The sequence below is a fragment of the Phenylobacterium sp. genome (assembly GCF_030697925.1).
Classification (GTDB): domain Bacteria; phylum Pseudomonadota; class Alphaproteobacteria; order Caulobacterales; family Caulobacteraceae; genus Phenylobacterium.
The window spans coordinates 1-10,597 of sequence record NZ_JAUYOJ010000132.1; the positions used below are offsets into that span (position 1 = coordinate 1).

The following is a 10,597-nucleotide window of genomic DNA, read 5'->3' on the forward strand; positions in this document are numbered from 1 at the left end:
CAGGGGCGCGCGCTGGACGTTTTCGGCCAGGCTGTCCTCCTCGGCGATCCCGTCGGTGCGGACGACGCAAGGCACGGGCGCGGTGCGGGCCAGGCGCTTCTGCTTCACCAGCCGTTCCAGCGCCCGATAGCGGCGACCGCCGGCCGGGATTTCGAACATGCCGGTCTCGGCGCCGTCGGCGTCGAACACAGCTCGCACGGTGATGCTCTGCAGCAGGGTGCGCCGGGCGATGTCCTCGGCCAACTCCTCGATTGAGACGCCGGCCTTGACGCGCCGGACGTTCGACTGGCTCAGCACCAGCTTGTTGAAGGGGATGTCGCGCGAGGCGCTGAGGACGATCTTCTGAACTTGGGTCATGGGAAGGCTCCATGACGGGCCGGCCGCGAGACCTTCTCTCGACCTTCAAGCCCGTCACGAAGCTCCCCGCCCATCTCTTCCTCTCTGGCCGATCCGCAACCCCGGCGACACAGATTGGACGCCGGTCACGCGGCCTCCACCGCGGCCGGCGCTTCTGGTCGGAAGGCCAAGAGATAGTCCGCCGCCTTCGACGCGGCGCTGGCGGCGCGGACGATGGCGCGATTGTCCTCGCGCAGAACCTCCAGCCAGGCGCCGAGGTAGTCGGTGTGGCGCACCGTAGGCGTGATCCCCAGCGTGGCGCAGACGAAGGCGCTGGACATCTCCGCGACCAGTTCCTCCCTAGCGTGGAGCGCCGAGCGCATCCCACCGGACTGGTCTCGAGCCAGCCTCGACGGATGACCGGACCAATGACCGAGCTCGTGCAGCGCCGTGCGGTGCCAGTTGATCGGCTCGAAATAGGCGTCAAGGCGCGGGACCTGCACGAAGTCGTGGGTTGGACTGTAGAAGGCCTGGTCGCCGCCGATCCGAAAGTCGGCGCCTGTCGCCGCGATCAGGGCCTCGGCCTGCGGCGCGATCAGGCCGTCAGGGACGGGCGCCGGCGCCGGGACAAGTCCGTCCGGCAAATTCTCGCACTGGTCGGTGTTGAACACCGTGAAGCGCTTGAGGAAGAGGACCGTACCTGGCTCATCGCCCTGCCGTTCGGCCCGGCGGCGCTCGTTGTCCGGCGTGAAGCCGTCGGCGAAGACGACCGTCACGCCATGTTCGCCCTTGCGAACATTGCCGCCCAGCGCCAGCGCCTGGCGGAAGGTGAGCCAGGACTGGCTGCTAAAGCCGTGGTCGATGACGGCGCCCCACAGGGTCAGGATGTTGATCCCAGAATAGCCGCGGCGTGTGGCGGCGTTCCTGGGCATGGCCAGCGGCGCGTTGTTGGCGGCCCACGGCTGGACCCACGGCAGGCGGCCGGCCTCCAGCTCGCCGATGATCTTATCGGTGATTTCTTGGTAGAGGCTCGTCCTGTCGTGGCCGGAACGAGCGCGCGCGGCGTTGCGTGACATCGCGGATCTCCGCGACGGGCGCCGCGAGCCTCTCTCGCGATCTCAACCCATCGCGGCCAACCCGGCCGAACTCTCACTCTCTTTCGAATCCGAACGGTGCAAACTTGGCGTTCAGCCGTGTGCTAGGAACAGCAATGGACATGCTCACGGCATTTCAGTGATCGAGGGACGATCCTTTGAATGGTGTAGAGAAAGCTGGCCGAGTTCGGATCGCTATTGATGGTCGCACCTACAAGGCCCAATGGCGGGTCGTTGGCCTGATGGTCGAGATCACCTCTGAGATCGGAACCGCGAGCGTGGTCCTGGGTGCCCTGGCTTCGGCGCCTGCGACCGTTGCGCAGGAAAAACTGCGCGAGATGGCGCGACAAGCGAACAGGTCCGCGAAGGTGCCGACAGACCGAGCCCGCTTCAACGTCCGAGACGCTTGACCTAACCGCCCCTCAATCCCACGCGCCAGGGCCCTGCAGGTGGCGCTCAAGCTCCATCGAATCATGCAGGACGCGACCGATGGCGATCAATGCTGCGTCCACCCGGCGGTAGATGAGAAAATGTCTTGGCCGTTGAACCACGCCATCTGAGTCCCGCGCCCGCTCACGGCTACTGCGAAGATGCCAACTTCGGACGTCGGGCCCCAGCTCCGGCCGGGCGATACTGCCCGGACGAATGGGATCGGTGGCGATGTCGATCAAGGCTGCAACGATCAGGCGTTCGTAGCGTCGGCGAGCCGCGCCGCCGAATTGCGTCTCTGACCAAGCCAGAATCTCAACGATATCGGTCTCAGCGGCCTCGGTAAGGCGATAGGCAGCCATCAGCTTTGGGCGCGGACCTGTTTGCTGGCGCGCGCGCCGAGCTGGCCGACGTAGTCAACCAACTCCTCTTGGCTCACGTCGCGATAGCGGCCGGCCTCGATGTCACGCCACCCGACGTTTGCTGCTTCACGCAGAGCTTGCAGCTTCGCGGCTTCTTCGGCCTCGCGTTGTTCGACCAGGCGCAGGCCGTCGCGCAGAACCTCGCTGGCGTTTTGATAGCGGCCAGAGCCGACCAACGACTCGATGATCTGATGTTGGTGATCGGTGAGAACGACATTGCGGGTCGGCATTTCGCGTGGCTCCTCGGTCTGGATAGCGAAGCCAAGATAGCACCTATGGCATAATCTGCCAATCCGCCTCCCGGCAACATCGCCGCCGCAAGTCGGCAATCCCGTCGAGTTGGTTAGTCCTTGAAACCCCATCCCGAGATCGGCAATGAGTGGACGGCCGCGCAAAAGGCATCCTGTAGCCGACGGTCATCCCCCGGCGCAACGACCACCTACCATATGACATAGGCTCGTTCCATACGTGGCATGAAGTCACGTAAGGGTTGCTTTTTTTAACGAGAAAAACGAATGAAAACAGCATCTTGATCGACGCGGTGGCCGGTGCTACAATTCAACAATTGCGCGCCTCATTTGGGCGGGAGGCTCATGAACGCCTTGGCGAGGTCGGCGCCGCCCGTCTCGCTCATGAAAGCCAGGTCCAACGGGACGGAATCGCCGTGGTCCCCGCTGGGCAACAAGTCCGCGGGCCGGCACCCGAGGTGACTTGCGATCCGCGACATCATCGAGGCCGACACGCGGTTGGCGCCTCGCTCGTACTACTGAACCTGCTGGAAGCTGACCCCGACGGCCTCGGCGAGGGCCGACTGACTCGAGCCCCTCGATTTGCGGCGGGCACGAATCTGCATGCCGACCTGCAGGTCGATGGGATCGGGCCCGTTGGCGCGTTGCTTGGCTGAGCCCATCTGAATTGCCTTTGCCTGGAGTGGTCGCCGTCAAATGCGGCCTCAGCCCACGTAGACGCAACGCGATGCAGCTTTACCGAGCGCTAAGATTCCAAGGTCAACTTCGCCGCGCATCGGGCCAGGGCCTTGGACATCCGCCATTCGACCGTCTTGGCCGCGAGTCCCAAATGCTCGGCGGTAGCTGAGCCCCGCGACGCGCTGAGGACGAACACATCCCGGTAGATCGACGGCATCGAAAGGATGATTTGCTTGAGGAGAACGCCTTCGGCCTGGTCGGGCGGGACGGCGACGTCCGGAACATCCTCACGCCGGTAAAGGCGCAGCGCCAGGCCGCCGCGGGCGAGGTCGCGGCGATGGTCGGAAACCGCCACGTTTTGCGCCACCCGCGCCAGCAGGGCGGCAGGGTGGGCGATCACCTGGCCTTCATAGGGGCCCATGCGCAGAAAGGTCTCCTGGACGAGATCCTCCGCCTTTTCGGGCCCGAAGCGCCGGCTCAGGGCCCGTCTCAACCAACCGCCATACCTGCGGAAGAGCGAGCCGATATCGGCGCGAGCCTCGAGGCCCAGGAGATGTTCTCGGCCCTCTACCGAACGAACAAGGACGCCGAGCTCATCACCGTTTTCGGCGAGGGCCATATCGTGTCGAGTCCGGCCAACCTCCGGGAGGTCTATCGTCTGGCCCTGGACTGGCTCCTGAGAGTGCTCCGCGCCGACGATCTCCCGCCGCCCGCGCGCGGGCTCGGCTTCGAGACCCCCTAGGGGGAGCGCAGGTGGGTCGGCACTGCAGCGGATAGACTATGTCCTCAGGACATAGTCTATCCGCTGCACGAAGGCAAACCTTGGAACTCGCGGTCGCGGCGCTTCAAGACCAAAGGCCGGGGCGAATTGACTTACGCATGCCATGGCTTTATGTCCTGAGGACATAAAGCCATGGCATGCAGATGATATCATTCACGGAAGCTCTGGAACTTGCGCTGCTCGCCGACGATCGTCCGGTCGTAACGGACTATGACATCTATCTGCGAGGCAGGGGCCTGGTGGCGGCTGGAACCTGGCAGGGCGCCCCCATGAAGAACCTGCCAAAGGCGTGGGATGAACTGCGGCTGAGACGCGCCCTGAGCCGGCTCGCCATGCGCAAGGCGCTTGTCCAGGACCATGACTTCCGCTCCGGCGTCTGGCGCGTCGTGCAGTCGACCCGCTCCGGCTCGGCCGAGGAGGTCGCCTGCATCGCCGACCCCTTCTGCTACGTCTCCCATCTATCGGCCATGCAGCGCTACGGCCTGTCGGATCGCAGCCCCGCGGCGCTCCACCTGACAACGCCGACACGCGCTCTGTGGAACACCCTGCGAGACAAGAAGCTCGCCGACGAAATCGCCGCGGACGAGGAAGCGAGCACACTGTTGGTGCGGTTCGGGTTCAAGGAAAAGCTTCGGCGGCGGCCGGTCGTGGTCCATGAGACGCGCCACCCGTCCCCCCCGAGCCAGGTCCGCGGGGAACTGACCCGGATCAGCGCGATCGGCCATACGTTCGCCGACATGCTGTCCGAGCCAGCCTTGTGCGGCGGAATGCACCATGTGCTCGATGTGTGGGATCGTCACGCCCGCGACTGGGCCGACCAGATCATCCCAGCCGTCGACAGCTCGGAGTCGAAGATCGTGAAGGTGCGGGCCGGGCATATCCTGTCGGAGCGGCTCGCCCTGCAAAGTCCCGTCGTGTCGTCGTGGCGCGCCTTCGCCCAGCGCGGCGGATCGCGCAAGCTGGATCCCGAGACTCCCTATGAGCCCGTCTATTCCGAAACCTGGATGATCTCGCTGAATGTCTGACGCCGGAATTCATCCAGAGGCCGCCGACGTCGTCGATGTGGACATTCGCACCTGGGTGGAAGCCGCCGCCCACAATCCCGCGCTTTATCGCGACCGTCAGGTCACCGAGATCGTGCTCACCGCCATAGGCCTGGCGCCGAGCCTCAGCCGCACCCTCGTCCTCAAGGGCGGGACCCTCATGGCGCTCGGGTTCTCCAGCGATCGGCTGACGAGCGACGTGGACTTCACCGCCATGGCCGACCCAGAAGGGTTCGAGGAGGCCATGACGGCCGACCTCAACCGGCTGATGCCAAGGGCCGCGATCCAACTCGGCTATCTGGACCTGATCTGCAGGGTCCAATCGGTCCGGAAGATGCCAAGATCGCGCGATTTCGCCGATCACGCCTTTCCGGCCCTCTTGGTCCGGATCGGGTCGGCGAAACGAGACACGCCGGAGGCGCGCAGGCTTGACGCCGGGGCCGCCCCGCGGGTCCTCGACGTGGAAATCAGCTTCCGGGATCACGTCTACTCGTCCCAGAACCTGCAACTCGCCCAAGCCGGCGTCGCCGTCCGCGCCTTCAGTCTCCACGAACTTCTGGCGGAGAAGTTCCGAGCCCTGCTCCAGCAGCCCATCCGGAATCGCTTCCGACGCCAGGACGTCTACGACATCGCCTTCCTCATCGCGCGGCACGCGCTCGACGAACAGGATCGGGCCATTATCCATCGCACCCTCATTGAGAAGTGCGCAGCGCGGCACATGACGCCTACGGCGGCCTCCCTGGTCGACCCCGAGGTCCGGCGCCGCGCCGAGGCCGATTGGGAGACCCTGGGCCTGGAGGTCGAAGATCTGCCCGCGTTTGACGCCTGCTTCGACCGCGCCGCCGAACTTTACGCCGCCCTTCCGTGGACCGATCGGGCCTCGTGACCACCGACGCGTCCGACCGACACACCGCCTTCGAGTAGGGGTCAGCGCCTCACCGTGACGCCGAAACGCCCACGGGAAGCTTGACCGCCCACGCCTGATCAAGCGGCCGGAGCGTTGCTCACCCATGCGGCCGACCTGTTGTCCTGATCGGAAGCGTCGATCCAAAGCGGCGGCTCGCCAGACGGCGCCAGAACCCAGGCGGCGATCTCTGATCGCGGGAACTGCGCCCTCAACAGGCTGCAGGGCGAGCTCGCACGACGGTGTCGGCGGTAGCTCCCCGCGGCCGCGTCGGCCCCGGATGGCTCACCCGTCAGAGGGAGGCCCCAGGGCGCCTCGGGCTGGCGAAACCAACTGGGGACAAACCGCGACGACCGGCGATTTCGGCATGACACCTCAACGGCCGGTCCCCATGATCACACCACCATGGAACGCTACGCCCTGCGGCCGGACGACCACGGCTTCACCATCCTCGATCTCCTGACCGGCAAGCCCGCCGTGCTCGCGACCCTGTCCCAGACCGGCCTCTCCCGCGACGACGCGGAGCACACCCTGGGGCTTTTCAAGGCGCGCAAAGCGGTGATGGACTGGGCCGCTCGCGAGGCGCGCTAGACCGCAGTCGGTCGCCGCAAGGCGTGGATGCGCGCCTCCCACGCGCGCACCCAGAGCTCCAGCATGATCAGGTTGACCAGGGCGCCATAGCCGCCGCGCCAGAGCAGGCGCTCGACGCTGAGTATGGGATCGAGGCCCACCTGGTCGATCAGGCCTTGCCGGGCGAGCCGGCCCTCCAGCAGCAGGGGTCGGAGTTCCGCCAGGCTGAGCGCGAGCACTCGGCCGTAATAGGCCGAGAGCCGCCCCTTGGTGGACCGCTCCGCCACCGAGGCCGGCAAGCGGTGGGCGAAGGGGGCGCGGGTCGGCGGCCGCCTGATCGACCGCGAGCTCACCGTGGCGCCCTCGATCCGCCTGCGTCCCGGCGCCCCGGTGCGGGTGCTGATCACCCGCGACCTCATCCTGGAGCTCTACCAGCCATGATCCGCATCCCCCGCCCCTCACGGACGGAAGGTGCTCTCCTCGCCTTGGCGGGCTTGGCCTGGTCGAGCCAGTTCACGCCCACCCTGGCTGTGGTCAATGAGAGCGCGAGCCTGCCGCGCGGCCTCTATCTGCGCGCCCCCGGCGCCCAGGCCGAGCGCGGCGCCATCGTGGCGGTTCCGGCGCCGCCCGCGGCCAGGCCGTATCTTTCGGAACTCGGCGCGCCGGCCGGCGCCAGGCTCCTCAAGCGCGTGGCGGCGGTCGGCGGCGAGCGGGTCTGCGCGGGCCGGCACGAGGTCCAGACCCCCGAACGCCGGGTGACCGTCCCCCGCCGCGATCGCCGCGGCCGGCCTCTGCCCGCCTGGCGCGACTGCCGCAACCTCGCGCCTGACGAACTCTTCCTGCTGGGCGACACGCCCAGCAGCTTCGACAGCCGTTTTTTCGGGCCGGTCCGCCGGGCGGAGCTGGACGGCGTCTATCGGGAGGCTCTGACATGGTGAGGCCGGCTCTCATCGCCTTGCTGGCCGCGACGTGCGCCTCCGCCGCCCAGGCCCAGCCCGCCGACTGGAGCCGCGCCGGCGGGAGCCTGTTCGTAAGGGCGGTCGCAGATTCTCCCCCAGGCCCGACCTTTCCCGACCCGTCCCTGCCCCGCCTCCAGCCGCCGGGCCAACCCTTCGCCCAGGCGGTCGCCGACGCGGCCGACCGGCATGGCCTTGATCCCAAGCTGCTCCACGCGTTGATCATCGTCGAAAGTGGCTACCAAGCCCACGCGGTCTCGCCGCAGGGCGCGGGCGGCCTCACCCAGCTGATGCCTGGGACGGCCGCCGACCTCGGCGTCGTCGACCGCTTCGATCCGCTGGAGAACCTCGATGGCGGCGCGAACTATCTGGCCCGCCAGGTCCTGCGGTTCGGGGACCTCAAGCTGGCGCTCGCGGCCTACAACGCCGGCCCGGCACGGGTCGCGCGGCTCGGCGCCGTGCCGCCGATCGCAGAGACCCAGGCCTATGTGGCCGCGGTGATCGACTGCTTCCTGGCGCTCAGCGCCGGCCGCGGCGTCCGCGCCGCGCGCCAGTGCCGCACGGCAGAGGGCCGGCCATGATCCCGCAAGCCACCGACGCCGCGCCGGAAGCCGTCGAGCGCGACGAGGACCTGCTCACGCGCGCCGAGGCCTCGGCCTTTCTGGCGACACTCAAGATCAGGATGAAGCCCGCGACCTTGGCGCGGATTTGGTCGGTCGGCGGCGCGGGTCCGCCCTGCATCCACGTGCGGGCGAAGCCGTTTTACCCTCGTGGGAGCGTGCGCGACTGGGCCGAAGGCCAAATCACCGGACTGCGCCGCTCGGCCCGCGACGCCCCCGCACCCCGCAGGCCAGCGTCATGACCAAGCTTGCAGCCCGCCAGCCAGGTTCGGGTCCGGCGCGCGATCCGCGCCCCAGCGTCAGCGCCCTGCTCGCCGATCCAGCCGTACGCACCCCGCTGAAGGCCGTGCTCCGCAGCTGGGTCGGCCGCGACCCGGTCGACGCCGCCGAGGACGCCGGCCTTCTGGCCCTCGCCCTGGAACGCATCGCCGACGAAGCCTGCGGCCGGATCCCCTGGGGGCCCGCCCCAATCAGACATGGAGGTCGCGATGACCACGAGCCCTCCTGACACCTTCGACCCCGCGGCCTCGGCGGACCGTCTGCTGCCCTGGCGCAAGGTGAAGGAGCTGACCGGCATCAGCCGCACGACGGCCTGGCGCATGCAGAACGCGGGCGACTTCCCGCGGCCCGTCGTGATCTCCGCCGGACGTGTCGGGTGGCGCGAGAGCGACGTGACGGCCTGGAAGACCGCGCTTGTTCCCCGTGGCGCGCGATCTACCCCGACCCAGCCGCGCTTCTTCGAACCGGAAGCCGACGTCACCCAGGCCTCGGAGCCCGCCACCGCCTCCCCAGAGCCGGCGGCGAGGTCGGTCCCGACGCGTCGCTCGAAACGCGCCACGCGTCGCAGACCGGTCGCCACCGGTCAGCTGACCTTCGATTTCTGACCCCTGGCCCCCGCGCCGATCTGGAGCCTCAGGGACCGGTGTCAGCGCCCGCTATAGGGCTCGCAGGCGAGGCCGTCCCCGTCGCCATCGAGGTCTGGGTTATACCTCGGGTCGTCGCGTCCAATTCAAACCGGCTGCCCATGTCCTTGGTGGCTCGGCCGGAAATCACCGCCATGGAGGATCTGAGGGGTAAAAAGATCGGCACCTCGTCGCTGACAGAAGGCACCGCGATCTACACGCAGATCATGCTGGCGGAATGCGGGCTCAGGTATAGGTCCAGATGAAGCCGTACTTCTCCACCACCGGGTACCACGGCTGGCGCAGCTTATGCTTAGCTCGGCCGCCGTCGGGCTCGCACGGCTGCTCGAGCACCTGGCCCTAGCAGCCGAACTTCCATCCATGATAGCGGCAACGAATTACGAAGAGGAGCCCGCACAACAAGGCGCGCGGCTGTTTGAAAACAGGTTATTCCCTTTCAACCGTTTAGAACTTGCAAGCTGGAAGCCGACAGCCAGAGGGTGCTCAATGCCGCCAAAGGGGTCGTGTCCCTGGTGGTGGTTTAGCTCCCCGGCGGTAGTGGAGCCGCTCGCGACGTGGCGGTTCTTGGAGAAGGTGGAGTGGTCCGGCACGTCGCCGTCAAGGCCGAGGCGGTAGAACCAGCGGTAAGCCAGGTTGAGATGGACCTCCTCGCACAGCCGCCGCTCCGAACGGATGCCGAAGCAATACCCCACACTGCGGCGGAGGTCTTCACGACCGTGACCGGCGAGGTCTGGTCGCCCTGGCGCGGAAGCCGGCGCGGCACAGGGCTCACGGCGGCCCAGCTGGAGGCCAAAGTTTTTCGTGCCCACGAGTCACCCACAACAGGGTGAGCACAAAACAAGAACATCAGACGGCGGCGAGTCACCGCTAGTTGAACGTCGCTAAACCAAGCGTTCCGCGAATTCGACTGAGACGGCGCGAAACCTGGTGCACAGGCGGGCGATCTTGCTACCTAAGTGCTACTTTTTCGCCGATATTGGAGGAGCCCAGTTGGGCTAAGTCATTGAAAAATTGGCGCGCCCGGAACGATTCGAACGTCCGACCCTCAGATTCGTAGAATATATCCAACCGCTTTCTGCCACACTCTACAGTACTACCACTTTCACTTTCCGAACATTTATGCCATTGTTCCATATGGCGTTTTTCGTAGTCTGGCGAATGTTGGCGTGATCGAACTGAGAACATGCTCGGAATCGATTTCCCCCGACTAATCCCCGACTAAAACTCTGAGGGGCCTCATGGCATCTCAACAGCTTCTGCTGACCGACAAGGCGATCATCCGGCTGCCGTACGCAACGTCAGGCCAATACAAGGCGCGTGACACCGAACTTGGAGGGTTCTTCGTCCAGGTTGGCAAGCGCTCCAAGACCTACATGGTCGAAGGCGAGTTCTGGCGCCATGGCGTTCGCGAAATCCGCGCTCAGATCAAGCTAGGCGAGTTCGGAGACATCTCCACTCGCGAGGCTCGCACCAAGGCCAAGGAGGCGCTCGCGTCGATCGCGCGGGGCGAGCGGCCCGGCGAAGCGGCCAAACCCAGACCCGGGGCGATTACGCTCCGCGGCGCATGGGAGCGATACAGGGACGCCCACCTGA

The 10,597-nt window shown here is 66.6% G+C and carries 19 protein-coding genes and 1 pseudogene; 11 read left to right on the plus strand and 9 right to left on the minus strand.

Features of this window, described 5'->3' with window-relative positions; all coding sequences use genetic code 11:
- The 6 genes from Q8Q88_RS12255 to Q8Q88_RS12280 all read right to left on the minus strand — a co-directional run.
- Positions 1 to 357: ParB/Srx family N-terminal domain-containing protein (locus tag Q8Q88_RS12255; RefSeq protein ID WP_305675473.1), on the minus strand; the 357-nt coding region annotated here is incomplete at its 3' end.
- A 125-nt stretch (positions 358 to 482) separates the two neighbouring features.
- Positions 483 to 1,412 carry an ArdC family protein gene (locus Q8Q88_RS12260; protein WP_305675474.1) on the minus strand — a complete coding sequence of 310 codons (930 nt, stop codon included), beginning with the start codon at positions 1,410 to 1,412 and terminating at the stop codon, positions 483 to 485.
- 440 nt (positions 1,413 to 1,852) lie between these two features.
- Complete coding sequence (locus Q8Q88_RS12265) at positions 1,853 to 2,221, minus strand: type II toxin-antitoxin system RelE/ParE family toxin (protein WP_305675475.1); 369 nt, start codon at positions 2,219 to 2,221, stop codon at positions 1,853 to 1,855.
- Positions 2,221 to 2,511, minus strand: a complete 291-nt coding sequence (locus tag Q8Q88_RS12270; protein WP_305675476.1) for a type II toxin-antitoxin system ParD family antitoxin — start codon at positions 2,509 to 2,511, stop codon at positions 2,221 to 2,223. Before Q8Q88_RS12270 ends, Q8Q88_RS12265 begins: the two co-directional genes overlap by 1 nt.
- A gap of 533 nt (positions 2,512 to 3,044) precedes the next feature.
- Complete coding sequence (locus Q8Q88_RS12275; RefSeq protein WP_305675477.1) at positions 3,045 to 3,191, minus strand: helix-turn-helix domain-containing protein; 147 nt, start codon at positions 3,189 to 3,191, stop codon at positions 3,045 to 3,047.
- A gap of 83 nt (positions 3,192 to 3,274) precedes the next feature.
- Positions 3,275 to 3,826, minus strand: a complete 552-nt coding sequence (locus Q8Q88_RS12280; protein WP_305675478.1) for an RNA polymerase sigma factor — start codon at positions 3,824 to 3,826, stop codon at positions 3,275 to 3,277.
- Between Q8Q88_RS12280 and Q8Q88_RS24770 the strand changes: the two genes are divergently transcribed.
- The 4 genes from Q8Q88_RS24770 to Q8Q88_RS12295 all read left to right on the plus strand — a co-directional run bounded on the left by Q8Q88_RS24770 (position 3,761) and on the right by Q8Q88_RS12295 (position 6,526).
- On the plus strand, positions 3,761 to 3,949 hold the full coding sequence (locus Q8Q88_RS24770) for a prolyl oligopeptidase family serine peptidase (RefSeq protein WP_371129853.1): 189 nt from the start codon (positions 3,761 to 3,763) through the stop codon (positions 3,947 to 3,949). The genes Q8Q88_RS12280 and Q8Q88_RS24770 overlap by 66 nt on opposite strands.
- A 176-nt stretch (positions 3,950 to 4,125) precedes the next feature.
- Entirely contained in the window at positions 4,126 to 5,013 is an 888-nt protein-coding gene (locus Q8Q88_RS12285; protein ID WP_305675479.1) for a hypothetical protein, read from the plus strand.
- Positions 5,006 to 5,917, plus strand: coding sequence for a nucleotidyl transferase AbiEii/AbiGii toxin family protein (locus tag Q8Q88_RS12290; protein ID WP_305675480.1), 912 nt, complete (start codon positions 5,006 to 5,008; stop codon positions 5,915 to 5,917). The genes Q8Q88_RS12285 and Q8Q88_RS12290 overlap by 8 nt, the downstream gene beginning before the upstream one ends.
- A 423-nt stretch (positions 5,918 to 6,340) precedes the next feature.
- Positions 6,341 to 6,526: a hypothetical protein gene (locus Q8Q88_RS12295; RefSeq protein WP_305675481.1), complete on the plus strand. Its 186-nt coding sequence runs from the start codon at positions 6,341 to 6,343 to the stop codon at positions 6,524 to 6,526.
- On the opposite strand, the gene Q8Q88_RS12300 is transcribed toward Q8Q88_RS12295, so the two are convergent.
- A complete protein-coding gene (locus Q8Q88_RS12300) occupies positions 6,523 to 6,792 on the minus strand; it encodes a hypothetical protein (protein ID WP_305675482.1) in 270 nt (89 codons plus the stop codon). The two genes, Q8Q88_RS12295 and Q8Q88_RS12300, sit on opposite strands and share 4 nt — an antisense overlap.
- Between Q8Q88_RS12300 and Q8Q88_RS12305 the strand changes: the two genes are divergently transcribed.
- From Q8Q88_RS12305 to Q8Q88_RS12330, 6 genes are read left to right on the plus strand one after another with little or no spacing between them, the layout of a single operon-like run.
- A complete protein-coding gene (locus tag Q8Q88_RS12305; RefSeq protein ID WP_305675483.1) occupies positions 6,776 to 6,946 on the plus strand; it encodes a hypothetical protein in 171 nt (56 codons plus the stop codon). The genes Q8Q88_RS12300 and Q8Q88_RS12305 overlap by 17 nt on opposite strands.
- On the plus strand, positions 6,943 to 7,443 hold the full coding sequence (locus Q8Q88_RS12310; protein ID WP_305675484.1) for a S26 family signal peptidase: 501 nt from the start codon (positions 6,943 to 6,945) through the stop codon (positions 7,441 to 7,443). Before Q8Q88_RS12305 ends, Q8Q88_RS12310 begins: the two co-directional genes overlap by 4 nt.
- Positions 7,437 to 8,042 carry a lytic transglycosylase domain-containing protein gene (locus Q8Q88_RS12315; RefSeq protein WP_305675485.1) on the plus strand — a complete coding sequence of 202 codons (606 nt, stop codon included), beginning with the start codon at positions 7,437 to 7,439 and terminating at the stop codon, positions 8,040 to 8,042. The genes Q8Q88_RS12310 and Q8Q88_RS12315 overlap by 7 nt, the downstream gene beginning before the upstream one ends.
- Positions 8,039 to 8,323 (plus strand): hypothetical protein, encoded by a 285-nt coding sequence (locus tag Q8Q88_RS12320; RefSeq protein WP_305675486.1) that lies wholly within the window; start codon positions 8,039 to 8,041, stop codon positions 8,321 to 8,323. Before Q8Q88_RS12315 ends, Q8Q88_RS12320 begins: the two co-directional genes overlap by 4 nt.
- Positions 8,320 to 8,589, plus strand: a complete 270-nt coding sequence (locus tag Q8Q88_RS12325; RefSeq protein WP_305675487.1) for a hypothetical protein — start codon at positions 8,320 to 8,322, stop codon at positions 8,587 to 8,589. The genes Q8Q88_RS12320 and Q8Q88_RS12325 overlap by 4 nt, the downstream gene beginning before the upstream one ends.
- The gene (locus Q8Q88_RS12330; protein WP_305675488.1) at positions 8,570 to 8,965 is read left to right on the plus strand and encodes an AlpA family transcriptional regulator; all 396 of its coding nucleotides are present in this window, start codon (positions 8,570 to 8,572) and stop codon (positions 8,963 to 8,965) included. The genes Q8Q88_RS12325 and Q8Q88_RS12330 overlap by 20 nt, the downstream gene beginning before the upstream one ends.
- A gap of 41 nt (positions 8,966 to 9,006) precedes the next feature.
- Here Q8Q88_RS12330 and Q8Q88_RS24775 read toward each other — a convergent pair whose 3' ends face one another.
- Together Q8Q88_RS24775 and Q8Q88_RS12335 are read right to left on the minus strand one after the other, a co-directional pair.
- The gene (locus tag Q8Q88_RS24775) at positions 9,007 to 9,090 is read right to left on the minus strand and encodes an excalibur calcium-binding domain-containing protein (RefSeq protein ID WP_371129854.1); all 84 of its coding nucleotides are present in this window, start codon (positions 9,088 to 9,090) and stop codon (positions 9,007 to 9,009) included.
- Between the two features lie 468 nt (positions 9,091 to 9,558).
- Positions 9,559 to 9,696 (minus strand): annotated as a pseudogene (locus Q8Q88_RS12335) (transposase); the annotation flags it as partial.
- Between the two features lie 546 nt (positions 9,697 to 10,242).
- On the opposite strand from Q8Q88_RS12335, the gene Q8Q88_RS12340 reads away from it, so the two are divergent.
- A partial coding sequence (locus Q8Q88_RS12340) for an Arm DNA-binding domain-containing protein (protein ID WP_305675489.1) occupies positions 10,243 to 10,597 on the plus strand: 355 nt, incomplete at its 3' end.

Excerpts from the sequence above, each read along its gene's own strand:
- Q8Q88_RS12310 (WP_305675484.1), top strand. The coding sequence starts at position 6,943 with ATGATCCGCATCCCCCGCCCCTCACGGACGGAAGGTGCTCTCCTCGCC.
- Q8Q88_RS12290 (WP_305675480.1), top strand. The coding sequence starts at position 5,006 with ATGTCTGACGCCGGAATTCATCCAGAGGCCGCCGACGTCGTCGATGTG.
- Q8Q88_RS12260 (WP_305675474.1), bottom strand. The coding sequence starts at position 1,412 with ATGTCACGCAACGCCGCGCGCGCTCGTTCCGGCCACGACAGGACGAGC.
- Q8Q88_RS12320 (WP_305675486.1), top strand. The coding sequence starts at position 8,039 with ATGATCCCGCAAGCCACCGACGCCGCGCCGGAAGCCGTCGAGCGCGAC.
- Q8Q88_RS12270 (WP_305675476.1), bottom strand. The coding sequence starts at position 2,511 with ATGCCGACCCGCAATGTCGTTCTCACCGATCACCAACATCAGATCATC.
- Q8Q88_RS12285 (WP_305675479.1), top strand. The coding sequence starts at position 4,126 with ATGCAGATGATATCATTCACGGAAGCTCTGGAACTTGCGCTGCTCGCC.
- Q8Q88_RS12280 (WP_305675478.1), bottom strand. The coding sequence starts at position 3,826 with ATGGCCCTCGCCGAAAACGGTGATGAGCTCGGCGTCCTTGTTCGTTCG.
- Q8Q88_RS12265 (WP_305675475.1), bottom strand. The coding sequence starts at position 2,221 with ATGGCTGCCTATCGCCTTACCGAGGCCGCTGAGACCGATATCGTTGAG.
- Q8Q88_RS24770 (WP_371129853.1), top strand. The coding sequence starts at position 3,761 with ATGTTCTCGGCCCTCTACCGAACGAACAAGGACGCCGAGCTCATCACC.
- Q8Q88_RS12325 (WP_305675487.1), top strand. The coding sequence starts at position 8,320 with ATGACCAAGCTTGCAGCCCGCCAGCCAGGTTCGGGTCCGGCGCGCGAT.
- Q8Q88_RS12315 (WP_305675485.1), top strand. The coding sequence starts at position 7,437 with ATGGTGAGGCCGGCTCTCATCGCCTTGCTGGCCGCGACGTGCGCCTCC.
- Q8Q88_RS12275 (WP_305675477.1), bottom strand. The coding sequence starts at position 3,191 with ATGGGCTCAGCCAAGCAACGCGCCAACGGGCCCGATCCCATCGACCTG.
- Q8Q88_RS12330 (WP_305675488.1), top strand. The coding sequence starts at position 8,570 with ATGACCACGAGCCCTCCTGACACCTTCGACCCCGCGGCCTCGGCGGAC.
- Q8Q88_RS12295 (WP_305675481.1), top strand. The coding sequence starts at position 6,341 with ATGGAACGCTACGCCCTGCGGCCGGACGACCACGGCTTCACCATCCTC.